Source organism: Kocuria sp. UBA1838 (assembly GCF_002338785.1).
GTDB lineage: Bacteria > Actinomycetota > Actinomycetes > Actinomycetales > Micrococcaceae > Kocuria > Kocuria marina.
Window position 1 is genome coordinate 78,656 of sequence record NZ_DDIY01000019.1, and the last position, 23,569, is coordinate 102,224.

The following is a 23,569-nucleotide window of genomic DNA, read 5'->3' on the forward strand; positions in this document are numbered from 1 at the left end:
GAGACCCAGCTCCCGCGCGTTCGCCGCAGTCAGCCGCAGGCTGCGTTCGTTGACGTCCACCGCGGTGACCGTGGCACTCGGTGCAGCGAGCGCGAGGGCCAGGGTGATCGGCCCCCACCCGCACCCGATGTCGAGCAGGTTCCGCCCGTGCGGATCGGGCACGTTGCGCAGCAGCGCGGCGGTTCCCTTGTCCAGGTCCGAGGGGGAGAAGACCCCCGCGGCCGTCCCCACGTCCACGGTGCGGCCCCGCAGCTCCACGGTGATCCGCCGCGGTTTCTCCGCGACGGACGGGTCGGACACGAAGTAATGCTGCGCGGGATTCTCGGGGGCCATGGCTCCACATGCTAGTGCCCCCGCCCGTCATGTCAGTGCCCGGCGCTAGACTTGGTCAACCGTCTCCAGCCATAGATCAAGGAAATATGACGCAATCTCACCAGCACCAGAATCCCGCTCCGAAGCAGCCCGGACACTCCGCGGAACTGACCGGACCGGAACTGGAGGACGTCGTCTCGCGTGTCCTGGCCCGTGCGCGCACACGCTCCGAACCCACCCACGTACACGACGCCGGTCAGGACGTCTTCGACGATGAACGGGGCGTCCACGGCGCCCGCGACCACGCCGCGTCGTACGCCGCGGGCGGCGGACACGATCACCTGGGCCGCGCCCGTGAGCTCGTGGACGAGGACCACGTCCACGTCGAATCCGACGGTGATCAGCAGGACCTCGCCGAACGTCACGCGCTGCGCCGTGTCGCCGGACTGTCCACCGAGCTCGAGGACGTCACCGAGGTCGAGTACCGGCAGCTGCGGCTCGAGCGCGTCGTCCTGGCGGGTCTGTTCTCGAGCGGGACCCTGGCCGATGCGGAGAACTCGCTGCGTGAGCTCGCGGCGCTCGCTGAGACCGCCGGTTCCGAGGTCATGGACGGTCTGCTGCAGCGGCGCGTGACCCCGGACCCCGGCACGTACCTCGGCTCGGGCAAGGCCCTGGAACTCAAGGACGTGGTGGCCGCGACCGGTGCGGACACCGTCATCGTGGATGCCGAGCTCGCGCCGTCGCAGCGTCGTGCTCTCGAGGACGTCGTGAAGGTCAAGGTCATCGACCGCACGGGCCTCATCCTGGACATCTTCGCCCAGCACGCCAAGTCCAAGGAGGGCAAGGCGCAGGTGGAGCTGGCACAGCTCGAGTACATGCTCCCGCGTCTGCGTGGTTGGGGTGAGTCGCTGTCCCGGCAGGCCGGTGGCCGTGCGGCCTCCGGTGAGGGCATCGGTAGCCGTGGTCCCGGTGAGACCAAAATCGAACTGGACCGGCGCCGGATCCGCCAGCGCATGGCCAAGTTGCGTCGGGAGATCGCGGCCATGAAGCCGGCGCGTGAGACCAAGCGACTCAACCGCAAGCGTCATTCCGTGCCCTCGGTAGCGATCGCGGGGTACACCAACGCGGGTAAGTCGTCCCTGCTCAACCGGTTGACGGATGCCGGGGTCCTCGTGGAGAACGCGCTGTTCGCCACGCTGGATCCCACGGTGCGCAAGGCCGAGACCCCGGACGGGATCGGCTACACGCTCGCGGACACCGTGGGCTTCGTGCGCTCGCTGCCCACCCAGTTGGTCGAGGCGTTCCGCTCCACCCTGGAAGAGGTCGCGGACGCAGACGTCATCGTGCACGTGGTGGATGCCTCCCACCCGGATCCGGAGGGTCAGCTCAAGGCCGTGCGGGACGTCCTCACGGACGTGGGGGCCAATGACATCCCGGAGATCGTGGCCCTGAACAAGGCCGACATCGCGGATCCCGTGGTGCTGGGTCGTTTGCGCAATCACGAGCACCCGTCGGTGGCCGTGTCGGCGCGCACGGGAGAGGGCATCGAGGAATTGCAGCGGTTGATCTCCTCCGCCATTCCGCGCCCAAACCACGACATGGAACTGCTCGTGCCCTACGTTCACGGCGAGGTGGTCTCCCGGCTGCACGCCCAGGACGCCGAGATCCTGCGCACGGAACACACTCCCGAGGGCACGCGGTTGCGTGTGCGCGTTCGCGAGGAACTCGTGGGCGAACTCGAGCCCTACCGCGTGGCGGAGCCCGGGAGCCCGGCCGCCGCGCCCACCGCGGAGGATCCCGCCGGAGCATGAGCGCATCGTTCGTCGACGAAGCGGGGCACGACCTCTCAGACGTCCGCCCCGAAACGCTGCCCGGCGCGGTGGACACGCTCGAGCTCCTCGACTCCGCCGTGACCGCGCTGGGCGGGCAGCGTCGGGAGGGACAGCGGTTCATGGCGGCCAAGGTCGCCGAGGCCCTCGAGACCGGCCGGCATCTGTTGGTCCAGGCAGGGACCGGTACGGGTAAGTCGCTCGCATACCTCGTCCCGGCCCTGCGTCACGCCCGCACCGCGGACAAGCCCGTGGTCGTGGCCACGGCCACGCTGGCCCTGCAGTCCCAGATCACGGGCCGGGACGTCCCCCGCTTGCTCGACGCGCTCGAGGACGAACTGGACGACCGCCCCGTCGTCGCGCTGCTCAAGGGCCGCTCCAATTACGCGTGCCTGCACAAGGTCGAGGGCGGCTACCCGGACGACGACGGCGCCCTGTTCGACGTCCCCGGTTCGGGACCCGCCGCAGGGGGCGCGGATCGCCCCCTCGGTGGCTTGGCCCAGCAGGTGCTGCGGTTGCGGGAATGGGTCGAGACCACCGAGACCGGGGACCGGGACGACGTCCAGCCGGGTGTCACGGACGCCGCGTGGCGGCAGGTCTCCGTGACCGCCAAGGAGTGCCTGGGGCGCAAGTGCCCCCTCGTGGAGGAGTGCTTCGCCGAGCGCGCCCGGGCCGAGGCCGGCGAGGCGGACGTGGTGATCACCAACCACGCGCTGCTCGCGATCAACGCGTTCGAGGGGCTCGCGGTCCTGCCCGAGCACGACGTCGTGATCGTTGACGAGGCCCATGAGCTGCGGGACCGGGTCACGGGTGCCGTGACCGCGTCGCTGTCCGCCGCCGCGGTACGAGCGGCGGCCACGGCCGTGCGCAAGCACACCGCGGCGTCGAGCGATGCACTCGAGAAGGCCGCGCAGGCCTTCGATCTCGCCTTCGACCCCGACCCGTCCGGACTGTTGCCGCGAGGCTTCACCGAGGAGCAGGTCTACGCGGTCGGTGGCGTTCAGGATGCCGCGCGCACGGGGCTCAGTGACACCAAGGGCGATTCCAAGGGCGAGGACGCGGCACGTCACGCGGCCCGCTCACGGTTGTCCGAGCTGCTGGACACCGCCGAGCGCATGCTGTCGGCGGACACCGCCCATGACGTCCTGTGGATCTCCCGCGTGGGTCGCTGGTCGCCCACGGAGGGATACGCGGGATCGTCCGAAGGGGAACCGGCGACCCTGAACATCGCGCCGCTCAGCGTCGCGGGGCCCCTGCGGGAGGGGTTGTTCGACGGGCGCACGGTCGTGCTGACCTCGGCGACCCTGGCCGTGGGGTCATCGTTCTCGTCCACGGCCGGGGCTCTCGGCCTGCAGGGCCCGGGGTCCCCCGCGTGGCGGGGCGTGGACGTGGGCAGTCCCTTCGACTACCGCCGCCAGGGCATCCTCTACGTGGCCAAGCACCTCGCGAAACCCGGCCGTGGCGTCTCGGAGGAGCAACTCGAGGAACTGTTCGGGCTGCTCGAGGCCTCGGGCGGCGGCGCGCTCGGTCTGTTCTCGTCCCGCCGGGCCGCGGAGGACGCGGCGGAGGCGCTGCGAGATCGTACAGAGCTGCCCATCCTGTGCCAGGGGGACGCCTCCCTGCCGTCCCTGGTCAAGGAGTTCACCGACGATCCCTCAGCGAGCCTGTTCGGAACCATGAGCCTGTGGCAGGGAGTGGACGTGCCGGGACAGTCATGCCGACTGGTCGTGATCGACCGGATCCCGTTCCCGCGCCCGGACGATCCCCTGGGCACCGCCCGTACACGCGCGGCCGAACGGGCAGGCGGCAACGGGTTCATGTCGGTCTCGGCCACCCACGCCGCGGTGCGCCTGGCGCAGGGCGCCGGCCGACTGATCCGTGCGAGCGGGGACAAGGGCGTCGTCGCCGTGCTGGACTCGCGGCTCGCCACGGCGCGCTACGGGTCCTTCCTGGCCCAGTCCCTCCCGCCGCTGTGGCCCACCACGGACCGCTCGACCGTTCTCGGGGCGTTAGAGCGATTGGCGCGCTCCTGAGCGTTCGACGTCGCTGTGCTCACATCCGTGGTGCCGTCTAGGGAGACGCGCGTTGAGTGCCTCCGTGCTCCCCGCCGGATCATGCGCGGGTCGGCGCACGGTGTTACGGCGCGCGCCGCAGCCCTGTGAGCGCGGGTCCGTGGTCCGGAGCGCGAGCACGGGCGGTTCCGAGGCGGTGCACGCCGCCGGGTCCCGCGTGACGCGACGCGCGGGACCCGGAACCGTTGGGAGGGCGAGCTACAGGGAGCGGAAGACCGAGACGACCTTTCCCATCACGGTCGCGTGATCACCCAGGATGGGTTCGTAGCGGGTGTTCTGGGGCAGCAGCCACGTGTGGCCGTCGCGCTGGCGGAAGGTCTTGATGGTCGCTTCGTCGTCCAGCAGGGCAGCCACGACGTCCCCGTTCTGCGCGGAGTTCTGTTGGCGCACCACGACCCAGTCGCCGTCGCAGATGGCTGCGTCGATCATGGAGTCCCCGGAGACCTTGAGCATGAACAACTGGCCGTGACCCACGAACTGCCGTGGCAGGGAGTAGACCTCCTCGACCGATTGTTCGGCGGTGATGGGGCCACCGGCGGCGATGCGCCCCACGAGCGGTACGGGGACCATGGCGTCGTCGTCATCCGCGGCGGGCAGGTCGCCCATGGTGTGCACCGCGGGGGACGCGGCGCCCGATGCGCGGGTCGCCAAGGATTCCACGGAACCCGCGGGCTCGTCGGCCGGCCCCAGGTGGCGGTCGAGTTCCTCCGCGCTCAACGGGCGCAGGACCTCCATGGCGCGGGGTCGGCGCGGATCCCGGCGCAGGTAGCCCCACTTCTCGAGCTGGCCGAGCTGATGGGTCACGCTGGACAGGGACGCCAGACCCACGGTGTCACCGATCTCACGCATGGACGGCGGGTAGCCGCGCGTGGTGATGCAGCGCTGCACGGCACCGAGGATTCGTGCTTGTCGAGGGGTGAGCGTGCGCGGGCGTCGGTCGGACGCCTGCTGATTCGGGGAAGAAGTGCTCACGTGCGGGGTCCTTTCACCGTCCACGCTGTGCACACCCTGCGGTGGGCTGCGGAGGCCGCTTATGCGTGTCGGAGACGTGGGGTCAACTAACTCCTGTGTGACCTCGAGCTTAACCCGCGCGCGTCCCCGGGTTCAAATATGTGTTCGAAAAGGTCCTCGACAGCATTCGTACACCCGTGCTAGAACTGTGGGTAGAGATTCGAAAATGTGTTCTAAATACGCTCCGCGTTCGAACACCGCCACCTTCGGGTGGATCCGGTCAGATCACCAGGAGGTAGCCATGACCGCTCTCACCTTGTCGCGATCCGTTCGTTCCGCCACGGCTGCGTCCTCCGCCGCCGTGCGCGCTCGTACGTCGGCCCGCGCCGCGTCCGTCCAGGCCGCCCCGCGCGCCGCTCGCTCGCCGCTGCAGCTCACCCGCCGCGGCCGGTTCTTCCTGATCGGGCTGCCCTTCGTCACGGGAGCGGCGGCCCTGTTGGTGGTCGCCGCTGTCTTCCTGCTGCCGCCCACGGTCAAGGCATCCACGGAACCGGCGGGGGCGCCCGTGACCCACGGTGTCACGGTGCAGGCGAACCAGACCCTGTGGGAGATCGCCGCCGTCGCGGACCCGCAGCGGGACACCCGCGAGGTCATGAACGACATCGCCGAGCTCAACGGTCTGACGTCCTCCACCCTGCACACGGGTCAGGTCCTGGAGGTCCCGTCCCGCTGACGGTGACCCGTCGGTGACGTGATCCGTCGGTGCCAAGTGAGCGACTCCTGGTGCGCCGACAAGCTCCGGGCGGTGTCACGACTGGTCCGGGAATCGACACACCGTGAGACGTCGTGTGACCGGATATGCGCCGAGTCCATAGACTGGTCTGGTGAATTCTCGTGATGATTCCCTCGAAGCCCTTCCGCTGCGCGACGACCTGCGGGGCCTGTCTCCCTACGGTGCTCCCCAGCTGGAAGTCCGTGTCGCACTGAACACCAACGAGAACACCCATCCGGTTCCCGAGCCCGTGGTTCGGGCCATCACGCGGCGCGTCACCGATGCCGCGGCGTCCCTGAACCGCTACCCGGACCGGGACTTCACCAATCTGCGGACCACCCTAGCGTCCTATCTGGGTCACGAGCTGACCGAGGACAATCTGTGGGCCGCCAACGGGTCCAACGAGATCCTGCAGCAGATCCTGCAGGCCTTCGGTGGGCCGGAGCGCTCCGTGTTGAGCTTCGTCCCCACGTACTCGATGTACCCGTTGCTCGCCCTCGGGACCGGAACGCGGTTCATCGCGGGGGAGCGCGCCGCGGACTTCTCCCTGTCCGCGGAGTCGGCGGCTCGCCAGGTGGGGGAGCACGCCCCGAACATCGTGTTCCTGTGCTCGCCTAACAACCCCACCGGGACCGCGCTCGGACTGGATGTCGTCGAGGCCGTGTACGAGGCGGGGGAGGACCGCAACACCATCGTCGTCGTGGACGAGGCCTACGCCGAGTTCGCGCGCTTCGGAACCCCCTCGGCGCTAACCCTGCTTCCCGGCCGTCCCCGGCTCATCGTCACGCGCACCATGAGCAAGGCGTTCGCGTTAGCGGGTGCACGGCTCGGGTACTTCGCCGCGGACCGCTCCGTCGCGGACGCTATCCGCCTCGTGCGCTTGCCGTACCACCTGTCCTCGGTGACCCAGGCGACCGCACTGGCCGCACTCGAACACCACGAGACACTGCTCGGCACGGTCGAGGACATCAAACTGCAGCGCGACCGGATCGTGGACGAGCTCAAGAGACTGGGCCTGACCCCCGCCGAATCCGATTCCAACTTCGTGTTCTTCGAGTGCGGCGGGGACGCCCACGCCATGTGGCAGGGTCTGCTTGACCAGGGCGTCCTCGTGCGGGACGTGGGGATCCCCGGCCACCTACGGGTCACCGCCGGGACGGAAGCGGAGACCACCGCGTTTCTCGAGGCCGTGGAGTCCTACCTCGCCCGGTCCTGAGCCGGACCGTCCGGGCCAAGATTCTGAGCCGGCCCGGCTCGTCTCGAACCGTGGGACCGGTCGGGCCGCGGCCCCATGGTCCCACCCCAGCCATCTAGACTGGACCCGCCCGCCGAGCCGTCGCCGGGCGCCGTCCCCGAGGAGATGTCGTCTTTCATGAGCGCAGTCGAGAACCACCGCACCGCCACGGTGGAACGCGTGACCAGTGAATCCAGCGTGCGCGTGAGCCTGGACCTGGACGGGACGGGTACGTCCTCGATCGAGACCACGGTGCCGTTCTACAACCACATGCTCACGGCACTGTCCAAGCACTCCCTGATCGACCTGGACATCCAGGCCCACGGGGACACGGACATCGACGTCCACCACACGGTCGAGGACACAGCGATCGTCCTGGGTGATGCGCTGCGCCAGGGACTCGGGGACAAGCGGGGGATCCGCCGTTTCGGGCAGGCCACCGTGCCGCTCGACGAGGCACTCGCGTCCGCCGTGGTGGACGTGTCCGGGCGGCCCTACGTGGTGCACACGGGTGAACCGGAGGGCCAGCAATACCACTTGATCGGTGGTCACTTCACCGGGTCGATGACCCGCCACGTCTTCGAGTCCCTGGCCTACCACGCCCAGTTGTGCCTGCACGTGGAAGTGATCCGCGGCCGTGATCCGCACCACATTGCCGAGGCCCAGTTCAAGGCGCTTGCGCGGGCGTTACGCGAAGCCGTGGAGCCCGACGCCCGCATGGCCGGCGTGGTCCCGTCCACCAAGGGCGCCCTGTGAGCGGGGCGGAGCAGAACATGACGGAGGCGCCGAGCGTTGTCGTCCTGGACTACGGCGCGGGCAATGTGCGCTCTGCCGTGCGCGCCCTCGAGGAGGCCGGCGCGCGGGTGGTGCTGAGCGCCGATCCGCGCGACGTCATGGACGCGGACGGTCTCGTGGTCCCGGGCGTGGGAGCCTTCGCGGCCGTCATGGAGGGATTGCGCGCGGTGGACGCCCCGCGGCTCATCGATCGCCGGTTGAGCGGTGGCCGTCCGGTGCTGGGGATCTGCGTGGGCCTACAGGTCATGTTCGACCGCGGCGTGGAACACGGTCACGAGTCCGAGGGACTGGCACAGTGGCCGGGGACCGTGGAACGCCTCGACGCTCCGGTGGTCCCGCACATGGGCTGGAATGAGGTGCGCCCGCCGGAGGGCTCGGTACTGTTCCGCGGCATTGAGGACGAGCGGTTCTACTTTGTGCACTCCTACGGGGTGCGGGAGTGGGAATTCGACCAGAGCATCGAGCACATGGTGCCCCCGGGCGTCACCTGGTCCGAGCACGGGGCGCCCTTCGTGGCCGCCGTGGAGAACGGTCCGTTGAGCGCCACCCAGTTCCACCCCGAGAAGTCCTCCGCGGCGGGGATCGCCCTGCTGCGCAACTGGCTGTCCACGTTGCCGCGCACCGGACGCATGGCCGGGCGCATCCCCGCACCGAGTTCGGGAGCCCCGGCATGACCGCATCGGTGCTGCTGCTCGTGGCGGGGGCGTTCTTCGTGGGCGGGGCGATCTCCTTCCATCAACAGCGCAAGCCGCTGTGGAGCGTGGTGTTGCTCGCGTTTGTGGCCCTCGTGTTGATCGGCTACGGGGGCTACTCGTGGTTCACGAGCGTGTGAACCGGGCGTAGTGCCGTCGTCAACGGGTACGGGGCGTGCGCCGCACCGCGACAATCCAATCAACCACCGGACCACCACGGCGCCCGCGGGCGCCACGTGAGGAGAGACATGACCGAGACCACCGAACGCCGTTTGGAACTGCTGCCCGCGGTGGACGTGCAAGGCGGACAGGCCGTGCGCCTGGTCCAGGGGGAGGCCGGCTCCGAGACCGGCTACGGCGATCCGCTCGAGGCCGCCCTCGCGTGGCAGGACGCGGGCGCCGAATGGTTGCACCTCGTGGACCTCGACGCCGCGTTCGGTCGCGGTGACAACATCGAGGTCCTGCGCCGCGTGGCCGCGAACCTCGACCTCAAGATCGAGATGTCCGGCGGGATCCGGGACGACGAGTCCCTCGAGCGCGTCCTGACCCTGGACCCCGCGCGCATTAACCTGGGCACGGCGGCGCTCGAGAACCCCGAGTGGACGCATCGCGTGATCGCCGAGCACGGGGACAGGATCGCCGTGGGTCTGGACGTGCGCGGCACCACGCTCGCCGCGCGCGGCTGGACCAAGGACGGCGGCGACCTGTGGGAGGTGCTGGAGCGCCTCGAGGCCGACGGCTGCGCGCGGTACGTGGTCACCGACGTGACCAAGGACGGCACGCTGCGCGGGCCCAACACCGAGCTGCTGGCCGAGGTTGCCCGCCGCACGGACAAGCCCGTGGTGGCCTCGGGCGGAATTTCGTCCCTCGAGGACCTCGCTGCGCTGCGCGAGCTCGTCCCCGCCGGCATCGAGGGCGCGATCGTGGGCAAGGCGCTCTACGCCGGCAAGTTCACGCTCGCGCAGGCCCTGGACGTCGCCGGTCGCCCGAGTGCCTGAGCACCGCGCGGATCGCGGGCCCGGACGCGAAGCGCACCCGCCCTCCGGGCGCGGTGACCACGCCGTTTCCGGCCCCAGCGCACGCGTCCTTCCCGCGCACATCGCCGCCCAGCTGCGCTCGGCCGGTGGCCCCACAGACACCGGCGGTCAGTCGTGGGAGGGTCGCAATTTGGGGGAGGGTACGAGCCACACCCACCAGTTTCCCGACGACCCCGGCACCGCGGATCCGAATGTCGCCTGCGCACTTGACGCATGGCGCGCGGGGACAGTGGGCGAGGAGGAGGTCGTGGCCGCGCTCGCCGGGATCCGGGTGTTCGTGCCCATCGTGGCGCAGGTGTCCCAGTCCCACATCACCGAGGACGGTCTGGTCTCCGACAAGGAAGCGGACATGGCCCTCGTGAGCTTGCAGGCCGCCGACGGCCGCAAGGCCCTGCCGGTGTTCACGTCCACCAATGCACTGACCGCATGGAACGCCCGGGCCCGACCGGTCGCCGCGGACATCCGCCGCGCCGCGCTGTCCGCGGTGCAAGACGGCTCCGCCCTGCTTGTCGTGGATCCGGGGACGGATCCGGCCTTCGTGGTCCGGCGCCCCGCCCTGTGGGCCGTGGCACAGGGACACGAGTGGACGCCGTCGTACCGGGATGTCGCGGTGGACGACGCCGTCACGCGCGCGGCACTCGGGCGCTCGGAGATCGTGGCGGCGCTCGCCGGCCCGGGTCGCGGTGTGAATGCCGCGCGGTCCGACGGCGCCACGTTACGCGGTGGGGGCGAGGGCCCGGAGCTCACGGTCACCCTGCAGCTGCGGGTGGGGCTGTCCGTCGACGAGGTGCAGGCAGCAGTGGGGCATTACCAGCAGCAGCTCGCGGCCCAGCCCGTCATGGTGGAGGCGGTGGATTCGATCGAGGTCCGGCTCACCGCGTGAGGTCACTGCATGAGATCACAGCGTGACGTCGCCGTCTGACGTCACCAAGAGGAACGCGGCGCACGACCACCGGTCGCGCGCCGCGTTCCTTAAAAGGGCTTCAACGGGGCTGACGCTCAGCCGTAGACCGGGCCCGTGAACTTCTCGCCGGGTCCGGCGCCGGGGGCGTCGGGGAACGGGGAGGCCTCGCGGAACGCGAGCTGGAGGGACTTGAGGCCGTCGCGCAACGGGCCGGCGTGCTGGGAGCCGATTTCGGGGGCGGCAGCGGTGATCAGACCTGCCAGGGCGATGATGAGCTTGCGCGCCTCGTCCAGGTCCTTGAGTTCCTCGGCGTTCTCCTCCGCGGCCAGGCCGCACTTCACGGCGGCGGCGCTCATTAGATGGACCGCGGCGGTCGTGATGACCTCGACCGCGGGGACCTCGGCGATGTCACGCATCTGGTTGTTCACCTCGGCGAGGGTCTCGTCGGGCAGTGCACCGAGATCGGAGGCGCCGTGGTCGTGGGCGGCGTCGTGAGCGTGGGCGGGACCCTGGGACGATGCGGTGTCGGTGAATTCGAAGCGCTCGGAGCGCGGCTGCTCGGACATGGGACCACTGTAGAACAGCGACCTCGCCCGGCGTGGGGCCGTCCCTCAACTGGCCCCGACGCCCCCGCATGCGTTATATTGGTGGACAGTGTGCAAGCGGAGATGACTCCCACCCGCCGCCGCCCGCCGAGTGACGCGATCACTCGGCACTAGGTGCCCGGGTTCGTGACCGAACGACCACGCCGTTTTCATGACGGTCGTGTCGTCTTGGTCTCTGTGTGGTTCTCACCTCCGCTCGCGCGTGCCGCAGCGGAGGTTTTTCGTTGTGGTCCAGGACCCAACCACGGGGAAACCCACGAACTCAGGAGCTTGGCATTAGCGATCCACGTATCAATGACAGAATCCGTGTCCCGGAAGTCCGCTTGGTCGGACCTGGCGGCGAGCAGGTCGGCATCGTTCGCGTTCAGGACGCGCTGCGGCTGGCCCGAGAATCGGATCTCGATCTGGTCGAGGTCGCACCCAACGCCAAGCCCCCCGTGGCCAAGCTCATGGACTTCGGCAAGTACAAGTACGAAGCTGCGGTCAAGGCTCGTGAGGCGCGCAAGAACCAGGCCAACACGGTGCTCAAGGAAGTGCGTTTCCGGTTGAAGATCGACACGCACGACTACGAGACCAAGGTGGGTCACGCCAAGCGCTTCCTCTCCGCGGGGGACAAGGTCAAGGCCATGATCCAGTTCCGCGGTCGTGAGCAGCAGCGCCCCGCGATGGGCGTGCGCCTGCTCGAGCGGCTCGCGGAAGACGTCGCCGAGGTCGGTGTCGTGGAGACCGCGCCCCGCGTGGACGGTCGCAACATGGTCATGGTCATCGGTCCGCTCAAGAACAAGGCGGAGGCTCGCGCTGAGGCCCGCAAGCAGAAGCAGCGGGAGACGTCGCAGTCCGAGAACCAGCGCAAGCAGCGGGTGGACACCTCTAATGCCGAGTCCGTGACCCAGTCCATCGGGGACGCGTTCCCGGCGGAACTGCGTCAGGCGGCCACCGTGCAGGCGGAGAGCTCGCAGAGCGCTCCCATCGCGGCGGAGGACAAGGTCCAGGAGACCGTGGCGCCGGCGTCCGGTACCGAAGCCACCCAGGCTCCGGCGCAGCCCGAGGCTTCTGCACAGCAGGCCACCGCGGACGCCAAGGTCGCAGCGGCCAAGCCGGCGGCGGCGCAGGCGGGTACCGCATCGGCGTCGTCACCCAAGCCCGCAGCGAGCCCCAAGCCCGCTGCAAGCGCGAAGCCGAGTGCGAAGCCCGCACCCGCGAAGCCGAGCGCGGCGGCCAAGCCCGCGGCACCGAAGCCCGGGGCGTTCAAGCCCGGGCCCGCCAAGAAGTAATCGCGGCACAGGAATTGACAGCGTTGGGCGTGTGATCGCCCGACACCAGCATGGTCGCGGCCGTGTGCCGCGACCCACCGGTGTGCCCCACCGGTCGATGTAAAAGGAGACGGTCACCATGCCGAAGATGAAGACCCACAGCGGTGCCAAGAAGCGTTTCAAGCTCACCGGTTCGGGCAAGGTCAAGCGCCAGCAGGCCAACCGCCGCCACTACCTGGAACACAAGTCCTCGCGTCTGACCCGCCGTCTCGCGGGCGACCAGATCGTCTCCACCCCGGGTGAGGCCAAGGCCATCAAGCGGATGCTGGCCAAGTAGGCCCTTCCTCTTCCATTTCGTCAGCGCCGCGTTTGCGCGGCGGGTAGTCATGTTCCGGCAGGGGTCGGAACCGAATCGTTAGGAGTACGCACGTGGCACGTGTGAAGCGGGCGGTCAATGCCCACAAGAAGCGTCGTGAAGTTCTGGAGAAGGCCTCGGGCTACCGCGGTCAGCGGTCCCGGTTGTACCGCAAGGCCAAGGAGCAGATGCTCCACTCGTACACCTACTCCTACAACGACCGTCGCAAGAAGAAGGGCGACTTCCGTCGGCTGTGGATCCAGCGCATCAACGCCGCCGCCCGCGCGAACGGTCTGACCTACAACCGCTTCATCCAGGGCCTGAAGGCCGCTGAGGTCGAGGTGGACCGTCGCATGCTGGCCGAGCTGGCCGTGAGCGACGAGAACGCGTTCGCGACTCTGGTCCGCGTGGCCAAGGACGCCCTGCCGGAGGACACCTCCGCGCCCCGCACCGCCGCCTGAGTGCCGCTGTGACGTTCGTCGAGCGCCTGGAAGACCGGTTGCTGTCCAACCCCCGAGCCGATCGGGTCAAGGACGTGACCGCGTTGACCAGGCGCTCGATGCGTTCCAAGCGCGGATTGTTCCGCGCCGAGGGTCCGCAGAACGTGCGCGAGGCGGTCCGTCTCGCGCTCGCGGATTCTCCCGCTCCCGGGTTGCCGCGGCTCGATGCCGTGTATGTGACCCTGCAGGAGCTCGACCGGCATCCGGGGATCGCTGCGGATCTTGCCGCGGTCGCCGACCGCGGTGACGCGTTCGTCCGGGCGGTCACCCCGGAGGTACTCGCGGCCATGACCGATGCGGTCACGCCGCAGGGGATGCTGGCGGTGTGCCGCTTCCGTTCCTCTGCTTTGGACGCGTCTGAGGCGTCGGGCTCCTCTGACGACGCCGCTCGCGCCATCGGTGCCGCACGCCTGTTGGGCATGCTGGTCCGGGTGCAGGACCCGGGTAACGCCGGCACCGTGATCCGTACCGCGGACGCCGCCGGCGCAGATGCCGTGCTGTGCACTCCCGGCACCGTGGACCCGTTCAACCCGAAATCCGTGCGCTCCTCTGCGGGGTCGCTGTTCCACGTCCCGGTGTTCACGGGCATGGAACTCGCCGCGGTCGTCGCGGCGGCTCGTGAGCACGGCATGGGTGTGCTCGCCGCGGATGGTTATGCCTCCATGACGGTCTCCGAGCTGGCCGACGCCGCGATGCTGCGCGCCGCGGGCATTTCTTCGGGGGACGTGGCGTATCCCCTCGAGCAGCCCACCGCGTGGCTGTTCGGTAATGAGGCGCAGGGACTGTCGGAAGCGGAGGTCGCGGCCGCGGATCTGTCTGTGGCGGTGCCGCTGTACGGGGCCGCCGAATCGCTCAACGTGGCCACCGCCGCGACCGTGTGTCTGTATGCATCGGCGCAAGCCCAGCGCCGGATTTTCGATCGCTGACGCTTCTCTCTCCGCGCTGTCCGAATTGTCGGTGACACACTGAACACCATGACTTCCGATCTCCCCGCGCGCTTCCGGACCCAGGTGGTCGGGGTGGCCCTCCTCGACGACGCACATCACCCCACCGCGTTCCTCGCCGCCCAGCGCGCCTACCCCGAGACATTGCGCGGGCTGTGGGAGTTCCCGGGCGGCAAGCAGGAGCCGGAGGAGAGCGCCGAGGACGCACTCGTGCGCGAATGCGCGGAGGAGCTGTCGGTGCGGGTGGAGCTTCTGGCTGAAATCTCAGGCCCCCATGCTCAGGGATGGCCACTGTCCGAGAAGGCCGCGATGCGAGTGTGGACCGGAACCACTGCGGATACACCCGTGGTGGGCACCGATCACCTGGCCGTGCGGTGGGTTCCGTCGAGCGACCCCGACGCCGTACTGGCCTTGCCGTGGATCCCGGCGGACCTTCCGATCGTGCGGGCATTGCTGGGACAGCTCGCCCCATGACCCCGCCGGGTCAGCGGACGCCATGGGTCCTCCACTAGACTGACCCTGCCCGCACCGGCCACGCTGCGGGCATTTGCACGAAAAGCGGCTCACCCACCGGGGGAGCGAGCTCGTGAGAACACCGTCCGCCAGTAGGAACGCGAGAAACCATGTCCGAGACCACACCGTCCGCCGCGGTGGACCCCACCGACGAGGCCGGGGTGACGGCCGCCCTCGAGCACGCACTGCGTGAGATCGAGGCCGCCGCCGACCTCTCCGAGCTGAAGACCGTTCGCCTGGCCCACACGGGGGAGAAATCCCCGCTGGCGCTGGCCAACCGTGCGATCGGTGGGCTGGACAAGGCCGCCAAGGCCACCGCGGGCAAGCTGGTGGGGCAGGCCCGCGGACGCGTGAACAAGGCGCTCGCGGCACGCGCCACCGTGCTCGAGGAGGAGAGGGATGCCCGCATCCTCGTGGAGGAAGCGGTGGACGTCACGGCGGCCACGCGGCGTCGTCGGCTGGGCGGACGGCACCCCCTGACCAACCTGATGGACCACATCGGGGACATCTTCGTGGGCATGGGCTGGGAGGTCGCGGAGGGACCGGAGCTCGAGCACGAGTGGTTCAACTTCGACTCGCTGAACTTCAAGCCGGACCATCCGGCGCGGCAGATGCAGGACACGTTCTTCGTGGACCCGCCGTCGTCACACCTGGTGCTGCGCACACACACCTCACCCGTGCAGATGCGCTCGCTGCTGGAGCGCGAGCTGCCGGTGTATGTGGTGTGCCCGGGCAAGACCTACCGCACGGATGAACTGGACGCGACCCACACCCCGGTGTTCCACCAGGTGGAGGGCATCGCCGTGGACGAAGGGCTGTCCATGGCGGACCTCAAGGGCACCCTCACCCACTTCGCGCGCACCATGTTCGGCCCGGAGGCCGCGATCCGGTTGCGGCCCAACTACTTCCCCTTTACCGAACCTTCCGCGGAGCTGGACGTGTGGCACCCCACCGCCAAGGGCGGACCGCGGTGGATTGAGTGGGGTGGCTGCGGCATGATGCACCCCAACGTGCTGCGGGCCGCGGGGATCGACCCCGAGCGCTACTCGGGGTTCGCGTTCGGCATGGGCATCGAGCGGACCCTGATGTTCCGCAACAACGTCCCGGACATGCACGACATGGTCGAGGGCGACGTCCGTTTCAGCGAACACTTCGGGATGGAGATCTAGAGCAATGCGAGTTCCTTTGTCATGGCTGCGCGAGTACGCGCCCGTTCCCGAGGACGCCACCGCGGAGGACGTCCTGGCCACCCTCGTGAAGGTGGGTCTTGAGGAGGAGGACGTCCACCGCCCCTCCGACTTCCTCTCCGGTCCGATCGTGGTGGGCCAGGTGCTCTCCATGGAGCCCGAGACCCACTCCAACGGCAAGACCGTGAACTGGTGCTCCGTGCGCGTGGTGCCGGAGGGCCATGAGCAGACGCTGACGGGCAAGGGCATCGACCCCTCGGGCGTCCAGGGAATCATTTGCGGTGCCCACAACTTCTCGGTGGGTGACAAGGTGGTCGTCGCCCTTCCGGGTGCGGTGCTGCCGGGTGACTTCCGGATCTCCGCGCGCAAGACCTACGGCCACATCTCGGCAGGCATGATCGCCTCCGTGCGCGAGCTCGGCATTGGCGACGACCACGACGGCATCCTGGTGCTGTCTCGGATCGGGCTGGACCCCGAGATCGGCTCCGACGCCCTGGAGCTGCTGGGTCTCTACGACTCGGCGGCGGAGGTCAACGTGACCCCGGACCGCGGGTACGCGTTCTCGATCCGCGGGATCGCCCGCGAGTACTGCCACGCGGTGCGCGTACCGTTCACGGATCCCGTGGCGGAGCTCGCGCCGCGGGTGCCCGCGTCCACCGAGGACGGGTTCCCCGTGACCGTGTCCGACGACGCCCCGATCCACGGCCGCGCCGGGTGCAACCGCTTCGCGGTGCGCATCGTGGAGAACGTGGATCCATCCATCCCGTCCCCGCAGTGGCTCGTGTCGCGGTTGCGCCTGGCCGGGATCCGCTCCCTGAGCCTGCCCGTGGACATCTCCAACTACGTGATGCTCGAGTACGGCCAGCCGATCCATAACTACGACGCGGACACCCTGCAGGGCGGGATTACCGTGCGCCGTGCGCGGGCCGGAGAGAAGCTGACCACGCTGGACGACAAGTCCCGTGAGCTGAACACCGAGGACCTCGTGATCGCGGACGAGTCCGGTCCCGTGGGCCTCGCCGGCGTCATGGGCGGTGCCGCGACCGAGGTCGGGGAGAACACCACGCGCGTGCTCGTGGAGGCCGCTCGCTTCGACGAGGTCTCGATCGCCCGCACCGCCCGCCGACACAAGCTTCCCTCGGAGGCGTCCAAGCGATACGAGCGCGGCGTGGACCCGCAGCTCGCGCCGGTTGCTGCGCAGCGCGTCGTCGACCTCCTCGTGGAGCTGGCCGGCGGCACGGACTCCGGGCGGGTCACGGACGTGGACCACACGGACCGCCCCGCCGCGATCGAGCTGCCCGCGGGCTACCCTGCGGCGCGCGTTGGAGTGGACTACTCTCCAGAGGTCGTCGAGCGCAGCCTCGTGGCCATCGGCGCCGAGGTCACGGAGACCGCGGACGGCTGGACCGTGGTCCCGCCGTCGTGGCGCCCGGATCTGCTCGAGAAGGAGGACCTCGTCGAGGAGGTCGCGCGTCTGGACGGCTACGACAAGATCCCCGATCGCCTTCCCGTGGCGCCTCCCGGGCGCGGCTTCACGCGCTCGCAGGCCGCACGACGCCGCGTGGCCAATACGCTCGCGGCCGCCGGGCTCACCGAGGTGCTCAGCTACCCGTTCGTGTCCCAGGCGGACAACGACCTGTGGGGCAGCGCGGACGGTGAGCACGTGGCGTCGATCAAGCTCGCGAACCCCATCAGCGAGGCCCAGTCCCTGCTGCGGGTGAGCATCCTGCCCGGGCTGCTCGAGGTGCTCAAGCGCAACCACTCGCGCGGACTGCGGGACCTGGCCCTCTACGAGATGGGCCACGTGTTCCTCGCGGACGGCTACACCCCGGACACCCAGCCCATCCCGCCGCTCGGCGTGCGCCCGGCCGCTCCGGAGCTCGAACGGCTCGACGCCGCCGTCCCCGACCAGCCGCGCAGGCTCGCCGCGGTGCTCACGGGGCACGACGCCGCTGCAGGCCCGTGGGTTGCGCCGCGCACCCTGGACTGGCAGGACGCGCTCGACGTCGCCGTGCTCGCCGCACGCAGCGTGGGCGTGGAGCTGAAGGTCACCCAGGGCTCGCATCACGCGTTCCACCCCGGGCGCACCGCGCAGCTGAGCACTCAGGACGGCGCCGTGATCGGTATGGCGGGAGAGCTGCACCCCAAGCTCGTCGCGGCCCAGGGGTTGCCCGAGCGCACGTGCGCCGTGGAACTCGACCTGTCCGCGCTGCTCGATCGTGAGGCCTCGGCGGTCACCGCCCAGGTGATCTCGGGCTACCCCGCGGCCACCCAGGATGTCGCACTCGTGGTGGACGCGAGCGTCCCCGCGGCGGACCTGCTGACCACGGTGCGTCGGGGAGCGGGCGAGTTGCTCGAAGCCGCCGAGGTCTTCGACGTGTATGCGGGCAAGGGCATCCCCGAGGGCAAGAAGTCCGTGGCGATCGCCCTGCGGTTCCGGGCCGCGGACCGCACCCTCACCGCGGACGAGGCCTCCCAGGCCCGTGAGAACGCGGTGGATGCGGCCCACAGGGAGCACGGCGCTGAGATCCGAAGCTGATCACCCCCCCACCAGCCAGGAGAAGTCATACCGTGAGCCACGACACCCAGGAACTCATCGATTTCGACGAGCACGACCAGGAGACACGACCCGGTGGTACCCGAGGATGGTGGATCGTCCTCATCGTGCTGCTGGGGGCAGTCGTGACCCTGGCGCTGGGGTTGGCCTCGGCGTTGTCCTTCGACAAGGCCTCCCGGCTGGAGGAGTGGGCGGGGGAGTCGATGGTTGTCTCCGGGACGTACCAGACACTCACCAAGGACCTCGTGACCCAGGACTACAACGGGATCTACGCGGGCATCATGCCCAAGAACGAGCTGACCGAACGCTACCCGTTCGACAACCGGCTCGACGATCCCATCAAAAAGACCGAGGGGAACCAGATCACGTTCCGCGGCACCCAGACGGGTGTCCAGGACTCCGACTTCCCGCGGGAGGTGGACGCCCTGCTCGCGGAGCAGAACGGTCACCTGACGGTCTTGGAGACGGGCGAACCCGGCTCCTACGGGGACAGCGGGGTGACGGACTCGATGGTCACCGGCCAGCGGGTCCGCGCCGCGGCACTCGGGATGGGCGCGCTGTTCTGCATCGGCCTCACGGCCTGGGGCGCGCGCCGCGTGCACCGCGGGGTGCGGGCAGGCACCTAGAGCAGGGCCGGATCACCAGCGCTTCCGAGGGCGTCATCCACCGACCTGGAGAAGCCGCGCATCCTCGCCAGCTGGAGCTCCGAGCACAGCGATCCGTCAGGGACCAACGCGGCAGCCAATCAGCCGCCCACCGCGACCCCGTAGCACGGACCACCCTCACCCCCGCCCCGGCCGCACCCGCGGTCTAGGGGCTCCAGCGTGCCCTGAACCACCGTCATCGTGAAGGGAATCACCGTGCCCACGCCTTCCACCCGCACCCGGCCTCTGGCCTTCATCACCGGCGCCTCCAACGGCATCGGCACCGACATCGCCCGCGAGCTGGCCACTCGCGGCTACGACATCATCGGCACCGGACGCAGCGACTCGATCGATACCGTCGCTGAGCAACTGCGTGCGCTTGGCGCGACCGTTTACCCAGTGCGGGCGGACCTGCGCACCTACGAGAACATGGAAAAGCTTTGGGATCAGGTTGAAGCCATTGCCCGCCCGCCGGACGTCGCGGTTCTCAACGCCGGGGAGCAGCTCGTGCGGGCCGTCCGCGAAGCGGGCGAGCCGGATCTTGGGTCTCTGGAGGTCCGCGAGGATCGCGACCGTCGCCCCGGCTCCGCCGAGGCGCGCCGCAGGTTCTCGTAGGAGGTGTCGTGCACGGAGCGGTCGCCGTGGCTCATGTTGAGCCGGGCCACGTTCATGCCGGTCCGGATCGCCTCGGAGAGGTTCTCGTACGAGGAGATGGCCGGGCCTATCGTGGCCACGATCTTTGCTCGCCGCATGGGGGCTTCATGTCGTCAGTACTGAGGGATAAGGGATCAGAGAAGGGGGAGGGGTCGCACTGTTGCTCCGGGGTGGACGTGCACGGTTACTCTCAGCGGCCGAAGAGGACTTTGGCCTCGTCCCAGCGGTGCTGGAGGACGGTCTTGAGCCCCTCGAGCGCCTCGGCGAAGTCGATGCGGACCATGTCCGTGCCGCGGATGGCGACCATCCGGCCCCACTGCTTCTCGTGCACGAGGTCGACCACGGCCATCCCGAAGCGGGTGGCCAGCACCCGGTCGAAGCCCGTGGGGCGCCCCCGCGCTGAATGTGCCCGAGCGTGGTGTTGCGGGTCTCGATGCCGGTGAGGCGCTCGATCTCCTGCGTGACGTACTCCCCGATCCCGCCCAGCCGGGGAGGGCCGTCGGCCTCGGTGCCCTTCCCCGCCAGCACGTCCTCGTGATCCTCGGGGACGAAGCCCTCGGCGACGACCACCAGCGGGGACCGGCCCCGGTCGTAGACCTCCCGCACCCACGCGCAGACCTGGTCCATGGAGACCTTCTGCTCCGGGATCAGCACCGCGTGGGCCCCGGCGGACATCCCCGAGAGCAGGGCGATCCACCCGACGTCGCGGCCCATGACCTCGGCGACCATGCACCTGTGGTGGGACTCCCCGGTGGTGCGCAGCCGGTCCATGGCGTGGGTGACGATGGACACGGCGGTGTCGAAACCTAAGGTGTAGTCGATGACCTGCAGGTCGTTGTCGATGGTCTTGGGCACCCCCACCACGGGCAGGCCGGCCTCGGCCAGCCGTGCGGCCCCGGCGAGAGTGCCCTCCCCGCCGGTGGCCACGATCGCGTCGATGTGGTGGCGTTCGAGCATCACCCCGATGCTCCCGGGTCCGCCGCCGGGACCGGAGTAGGGGTGGGTGCGGGAGGTGCCCAGGATGGTCCCGTCCTCCCGGGCCAGGCCGCGGACCCGAGTGCGGGGCAGGTCCATCGTGTCGCCGTCCACGACCCCGCGCCAGCCGTCGCGGAAGCCCACGAACTCGTACTCGTAGGTCTTGATCCCGTGCAGCACCGCGGCGCGGATCACGGCGTTGAGTCCGGGTCAGTCCCCGCCGCTGGTCAGTACTCCGATCTTCATCCGTAGGGTCTCCTGGGGGATAGGGGCAAGGGTGGCGGGCATGAGCCGCTGAGGCGGGGTGGACCTGGCCACCTCGTGAGCTCGGTGATCTGCGGTCGGTGATCCGGCTACGGCAAGGGCGGTGCCGTGCAGTAGGCATTGGCGGGCAGCGCCGATGATCCCGGCGGCGTTGGACAGCTGGGCGGGCACGATGGGGGTATCCAGGTGCAGGTGGGGGAGGAAGTCCTCGTGCCGGGCCGAGATCGCGCCCCCGACGACGATCAGGTCGGGGGAGAGCAGGAACTCCAGGTGGCCCAGTTCCAGGTTCGGGACCAGCCATCCGTCGACGAACAGGGCCGAGCCAATCCCGGTGCCCAGGAGCAGGACCAGCACGGTGCCGCGGGCGGGGCGGCCCTCGGGTCCGCGGCCGGCGCCGTAGCGGACCTCGGCCAGCCCGGCCGCGTCGGCGTCGTTGAGCGCGTGCACGGGCCGGCCCAGCCGGTCGGTGAGGAAGCACTCGACCTCCAGGCCGATCCAGGTGCTGTCGATGTTCGCGGCCGAACGCGCCACGCCCTCGCGGGCGATGGTGGGCAGGGCCACCCCACGTTGGCCTCCTGATGTGGGGCCTGGGGCCGGGAGGACAGCTGGTGGAGCAGAACTCCGAGTACCTCGGCGACCGCCTGCGGGGTGATGGGCACGGGAGTGGGCAGTTGGAGAATCGGGGTGATAGGTGTGCCGTCGGCGGTGTCCTCGACCGCGTACTTGATCATGGTGCCGCCCATGTCGACGCCGATGTGGTGGCGGTACAGGGTGGACCACCCTTTGGTGGCCGTGCTGGGGCTGTCACTGTGTGTTGGTGAGGTGGACGTTCGTATTCGATTTTTTGAAGGAGTCAGCGCGGGTGGGACGCTCGGCATCGGTGGAGCCGCCCGTCGAACAGAGCGGGCGGCTCCACGGGCGCTGGGTGCCGATGGCAGGTCCTGTGCCTGGCTTAGTCGGGCAGACGCCGGCCGGTGGCGGCGTCGAAGAGGTGGACGTGCTCCAGGGTCGGAACGACCCAAATTGTGGTGTTGGGTGCCGGTGGGGTGCGGCCCTCGACGCGGACGATGAACTCGTGGGCGCCCGGGTCGTCCTCGGCCCCGGTGGTGTTGTCCACCGGCACCACCATGTTGGCGGCGGTGACGGGTGCGAGGTGGCCGTAGACGAAAGCGTCGGCGCCGAGTTCCTCAACGACGTCGGCCACGATCGGCAGCCCTTCGCCTTCGGGGGCGGGGTGGAGGTCCTCGGGGCGGATGCCGATGGTGACCTTGGCCTCGGTCAGCGCATTCCGCTGGGCATCGGTCAGCGGAATCCTCACCGTGCCCAGCTGTACGGTGCCGCCGGTGAGTGGGGCACGGAAGAGGTTCATGGTCGGCGAGCCGATGAACCCGGCGACGAACTCCGTGGCCGGGGCATCGTAGAGCGCCCGGGGGGTGTCGACCTGCATGAGGTGCCCGTCCTTGAGCACCGCCACCCGGTCGCCCATGGTCATCGCCTCGACCTGGTCATGGGTGACGTAGACGGTGGTGACCCCGAGTCGGCGGGTGAGGGAGGCGATCTGGGTGCGGGTTTGGACCCGCAACTTGGCGTCCAGGTTCGACAGCGGCTCGTCCATCAGGAACACCTGGGGGGAGCGCACGATGGCCCTTCCCATGGCCACGCGCTGGCGCTGGCCGCCGGAGAGGGCCTTGGGTTTGCGGTCGAGGTAGTCGGTGAGGTCCAGGATCTTGGCGGCCTCCTCGACCCGGGCCCGGCGTTCGGCGGCGGGGACCTTGGCGATCTTCAGGGCGAAGCCCATGTTCTCGGCCACGGTCATGTGCGGGTAGAGGGCGTAGTTCTGGAAGACCATCGCGATGTCGCGGTCGCGGGAGGGGACGTCGGTGACGTCGCGGTCGCCGATGAGGATCCGCCCGTCGGTGACCTCCTCCAGCCCAGCGAGCATGCGCAGGGTCGTGGACTTCCCGCATCCCGAAGGTCCGACGAGCACGAGAAACTCCCCGTCGGCGATGGACAGGTCCAGACCGGTCACGGAGGGCCGTTCGGCGCCGGGGTACTGACAGGTGACACGGTCATAACGAACAGAGGACATAGTGGATTTCCTTCCGAGTCTCCCCAGGTGGCCCTGCGGGATAGTGGGATGTGGAGCGGCACCGGATGGCGCCGAGAGGTGTGGTGTGACGAAGAGCCGGACGGCGCGGCGGAGCCGGGGACAACTCGCAGCCCTGTCGGTCGTTTGTCCGCCGCGAAAAGAACGTTGATGGACTCGTTGGTTTTGATGCGGATCGACGCGGGCGGTGGTTGGCCCAGATATCTTCGAACACCGGAACTAGCAGGTCCGGCCCACCGCTCACCTGTGCACCGTTGGTGACGGCATCTCAATGGTTCATCGGCTCAAGGCGGGCCTCCGGGACGCGGAAGAGCGGTGTCCGTACTTGCTCCATCCCGATTGCTAACCAAGCTCGGAGCGTCCGTCCGGTTACTGGGCAGCGACCCAAACGCGTCGGCACGCACCGGCACTTC

General features: G+C 69.4%; 21 protein-coding genes and 4 pseudogenes. 18 read left to right on the top strand and 7 right to left on the bottom strand.

Features of this window, described 5'->3' with window-relative positions; genetic code table 11:
• Positions 1-333 (bottom strand): class I SAM-dependent methyltransferase (locus B3I25_RS12070; RefSeq protein ID WP_286739415.1); only part of this gene is annotated, 333 nt, incomplete at its 3' end.
• Between the two features lie 86 nt (positions 334-419).
• Here B3I25_RS12070 and hflX point away from each other — a divergent pair.
• Together hflX and B3I25_RS12080 are read left to right on the top strand one after the other, a co-directional pair.
• Entirely contained in the window at positions 420-2,123 is a 1,704-nt protein-coding gene (gene hflX, locus B3I25_RS12075) for a GTPase HflX (protein WP_286739418.1), read from the top strand.
• Complete coding sequence (locus B3I25_RS12080; protein WP_286739421.1) at positions 2,120-4,174, top strand: ATP-dependent DNA helicase; 2,055 nt, start codon at positions 2,120-2,122, stop codon at positions 4,172-4,174. The genes hflX and B3I25_RS12080 overlap by 4 nt, the downstream gene beginning before the upstream one ends.
• Before the next feature lie 237 nt (positions 4,175-4,411).
• Here the strand turns inward: B3I25_RS12080 and lexA are convergent, their stop codons facing one another.
• Positions 4,412-5,185: a transcriptional repressor LexA gene (gene lexA / locus B3I25_RS12085; RefSeq protein ID WP_064845946.1), complete on the bottom strand. Its 774-nt coding sequence runs from the start codon at positions 5,183-5,185 to the stop codon at positions 4,412-4,414.
• A 280-nt stretch (positions 5,186-5,465) separates the two neighbouring features.
• Here lexA and B3I25_RS12090 point away from each other — a divergent pair, with 280 nt between their 5' ends.
• The 7 genes from B3I25_RS12090 (at position 5,466) to B3I25_RS12120 (ending at position 10,577) form a co-directional block, all read left to right on the top strand.
• A complete protein-coding gene (locus B3I25_RS12090) occupies positions 5,466-5,897 on the top strand; it encodes a LysM peptidoglycan-binding domain-containing protein (protein WP_082943240.1) in 432 nt (143 codons plus the stop codon).
• 151 nt (positions 5,898-6,048) lie between these two features.
• Positions 6,049-7,152 (top strand): histidinol-phosphate transaminase, encoded by a 1,104-nt coding sequence (locus tag B3I25_RS12095; RefSeq protein ID WP_064845945.1) that lies wholly within the window; start codon positions 6,049-6,051, stop codon positions 7,150-7,152.
• A 156-nt stretch (positions 7,153-7,308) separates the two neighbouring features.
• A complete protein-coding gene (gene hisB / locus B3I25_RS12100) occupies positions 7,309-7,926 on the top strand; it encodes an imidazoleglycerol-phosphate dehydratase HisB (RefSeq protein WP_064845944.1) in 618 nt (205 codons plus the stop codon).
• A 17-nt stretch (positions 7,927-7,943) separates the two neighbouring features.
• Positions 7,944-8,639, top strand: a complete 696-nt coding sequence (gene hisH, locus B3I25_RS12105) for an imidazole glycerol phosphate synthase subunit HisH (RefSeq protein ID WP_064845943.1) — start codon at positions 7,944-7,946, stop codon at positions 8,637-8,639.
• On the top strand, positions 8,636-8,797 hold the full coding sequence (locus tag B3I25_RS12110) for a hypothetical protein (protein ID WP_165489804.1): 162 nt from the start codon (positions 8,636-8,638) through the stop codon (positions 8,795-8,797). The genes hisH and B3I25_RS12110 overlap by 4 nt, the downstream gene beginning before the upstream one ends.
• A 108-nt stretch (positions 8,798-8,905) precedes the next feature.
• Positions 8,906-9,655, top strand: a complete 750-nt coding sequence (gene priA / locus B3I25_RS12115; RefSeq protein ID WP_098053296.1) for a bifunctional 1-(5-phosphoribosyl)-5-((5-phosphoribosylamino)methylideneamino)imidazole-4-carboxamide isomerase/phosphoribosylanthranilate isomerase PriA — start codon at positions 8,906-8,908, stop codon at positions 9,653-9,655.
• Entirely contained in the window at positions 9,648-10,577 is a 930-nt protein-coding gene (locus B3I25_RS12120) for an SseB family protein (protein WP_286739431.1), read from the top strand. The genes priA and B3I25_RS12120 overlap by 8 nt, the downstream gene beginning before the upstream one ends.
• A gap of 116 nt (positions 10,578-10,693) precedes the next feature.
• On the opposite strand, the gene B3I25_RS12125 is transcribed toward B3I25_RS12120, so the two are convergent.
• Positions 10,694-11,164: a DUF1844 domain-containing protein gene (locus B3I25_RS12125; RefSeq protein ID WP_064845941.1), complete on the bottom strand. Its 471-nt coding sequence runs from the start codon at positions 11,162-11,164 to the stop codon at positions 10,694-10,696.
• Positions 11,165-11,526: 362 nt separating this feature from the next.
• Here B3I25_RS12125 and infC point away from each other — a divergent pair, with 362 nt between their 5' ends.
• The 9 genes and pseudogenes from infC to B3I25_RS12170 form a co-directional block, all read left to right on the top strand.
• Positions 11,527-12,477, top strand: a complete 951-nt coding sequence (infC, locus tag B3I25_RS12130; RefSeq protein ID WP_231885511.1) for a translation initiation factor IF-3 — start codon at positions 11,527-11,529, stop codon at positions 12,475-12,477.
• 118 nt (positions 12,478-12,595) lie between these two features.
• Positions 12,596-12,793, top strand: coding sequence for a 50S ribosomal protein L35 (gene rpmI, locus B3I25_RS12135; RefSeq protein ID WP_035963278.1), 198 nt, complete (start codon positions 12,596-12,598; stop codon positions 12,791-12,793).
• 92 nt (positions 12,794-12,885) lie between these two features.
• Positions 12,886-13,272 (top strand): 50S ribosomal protein L20, encoded by a 387-nt coding sequence (gene rplT / locus B3I25_RS12140; protein ID WP_035963276.1) that lies wholly within the window; start codon positions 12,886-12,888, stop codon positions 13,270-13,272.
• 8 nt (positions 13,273-13,280) lie between these two features.
• On the top strand, positions 13,281-14,237 hold the full coding sequence (locus B3I25_RS12145) for a TrmH family RNA methyltransferase (RefSeq protein WP_286739434.1): 957 nt from the start codon (positions 13,281-13,283) through the stop codon (positions 14,235-14,237).
• Positions 14,238-14,285: 48 nt separating this feature from the next.
• Positions 14,286-14,729 carry a (deoxy)nucleoside triphosphate pyrophosphohydrolase gene (locus tag B3I25_RS12150; RefSeq protein WP_193519667.1) on the top strand — a complete coding sequence of 148 codons (444 nt, stop codon included), beginning with the start codon at positions 14,286-14,288 and terminating at the stop codon, positions 14,727-14,729.
• A 149-nt stretch (positions 14,730-14,878) separates the two neighbouring features.
• Positions 14,879-15,937, top strand: coding sequence for a phenylalanine--tRNA ligase subunit alpha (gene pheS, locus B3I25_RS12155; protein WP_064845938.1), 1,059 nt, complete (start codon positions 14,879-14,881; stop codon positions 15,935-15,937).
• Positions 15,938-15,941: 4 nt separating this feature from the next.
• Entirely contained in the window at positions 15,942-18,494 is a 2,553-nt protein-coding gene (pheT, locus tag B3I25_RS12160; protein ID WP_286739436.1) for a phenylalanine--tRNA ligase subunit beta, read from the top strand.
• A 32-nt stretch (positions 18,495-18,526) separates the two neighbouring features.
• Positions 18,527-19,138 (top strand): hypothetical protein, encoded by a 612-nt coding sequence (locus tag B3I25_RS12165; protein ID WP_286739439.1) that lies wholly within the window; start codon positions 18,527-18,529, stop codon positions 19,136-19,138.
• Between the two features lie 234 nt (positions 19,139-19,372).
• Positions 19,373-19,618: pseudogene (locus B3I25_RS12170) on the top strand (SDR family NAD(P)-dependent oxidoreductase); the annotation flags it as partial.
• A gap of 30 nt (positions 19,619-19,648) precedes the next feature.
• Here the strand turns inward: B3I25_RS12170 and B3I25_RS12175 are convergent.
• The 4 genes and pseudogenes from B3I25_RS12175 to B3I25_RS12190 form a co-directional block, all read right to left on the bottom strand.
• Positions 19,649-19,908, bottom strand: a pseudogene (locus B3I25_RS12175) (pyruvate kinase); the annotation flags it as partial.
• 92 nt (positions 19,909-20,000) lie between these two features.
• Positions 20,001-20,980 (bottom strand): annotated as a pseudogene (locus B3I25_RS12180) (ATP-dependent 6-phosphofructokinase).
• Between the two features lie 180 nt (positions 20,981-21,160).
• Positions 21,161-21,792: pseudogene (locus B3I25_RS12185) on the bottom strand (ROK family protein); the annotation flags it as partial.
• Between the two features lie 209 nt (positions 21,793-22,001).
• Entirely contained in the window at positions 22,002-23,138 is a 1,137-nt protein-coding gene (locus B3I25_RS12190) for an ABC transporter ATP-binding protein (RefSeq protein ID WP_039102262.1), read from the bottom strand.
• Positions 23,139-23,569 lie beyond the last annotated feature (431 nt).

Coding starts and splice junctions, on each gene's coding strand:
- hflX (WP_286739418.1), top strand. CDS start 420: ATGACGCAATCTCACCAGCACCAGAATCCCGCTCCGAAGCAGCCCGGA.
- B3I25_RS12080 (WP_286739421.1), top strand. CDS start 2,120: ATGAGCGCATCGTTCGTCGACGAAGCGGGGCACGACCTCTCAGACGTC.
- B3I25_RS12090 (WP_082943240.1), top strand. CDS start 5,466: ATGACCGCTCTCACCTTGTCGCGATCCGTTCGTTCCGCCACGGCTGCG.
- hisB (WP_064845944.1), top strand. CDS start 7,309: ATGAGCGCAGTCGAGAACCACCGCACCGCCACGGTGGAACGCGTGACC.
- hisH (WP_064845943.1), top strand. CDS start 7,944: ATGACGGAGGCGCCGAGCGTTGTCGTCCTGGACTACGGCGCGGGCAAT.
- B3I25_RS12110 (WP_165489804.1), top strand. CDS start 8,636: ATGACCGCATCGGTGCTGCTGCTCGTGGCGGGGGCGTTCTTCGTGGGC.
- priA (WP_098053296.1), top strand. CDS start 8,906: ATGACCGAGACCACCGAACGCCGTTTGGAACTGCTGCCCGCGGTGGAC.
- B3I25_RS12125 (WP_064845941.1), bottom strand. CDS start 11,164: ATGTCCGAGCAGCCGCGCTCCGAGCGCTTCGAATTCACCGACACCGCA.
- rpmI (WP_035963278.1), top strand. CDS start 12,596: ATGCCGAAGATGAAGACCCACAGCGGTGCCAAGAAGCGTTTCAAGCTC.
- B3I25_RS12150 (WP_193519667.1), top strand. CDS start 14,286: ATGACTTCCGATCTCCCCGCGCGCTTCCGGACCCAGGTGGTCGGGGTG.
- pheS (WP_064845938.1), top strand. CDS start 14,879: ATGTCCGAGACCACACCGTCCGCCGCGGTGGACCCCACCGACGAGGCC.
- pheT (WP_286739436.1), top strand. CDS start 15,942: ATGCGAGTTCCTTTGTCATGGCTGCGCGAGTACGCGCCCGTTCCCGAG.
- B3I25_RS12190 (WP_039102262.1), bottom strand. CDS start 23,138: ATGTCCTCTGTTCGTTATGACCGTGTCACCTGTCAGTACCCCGGCGCC.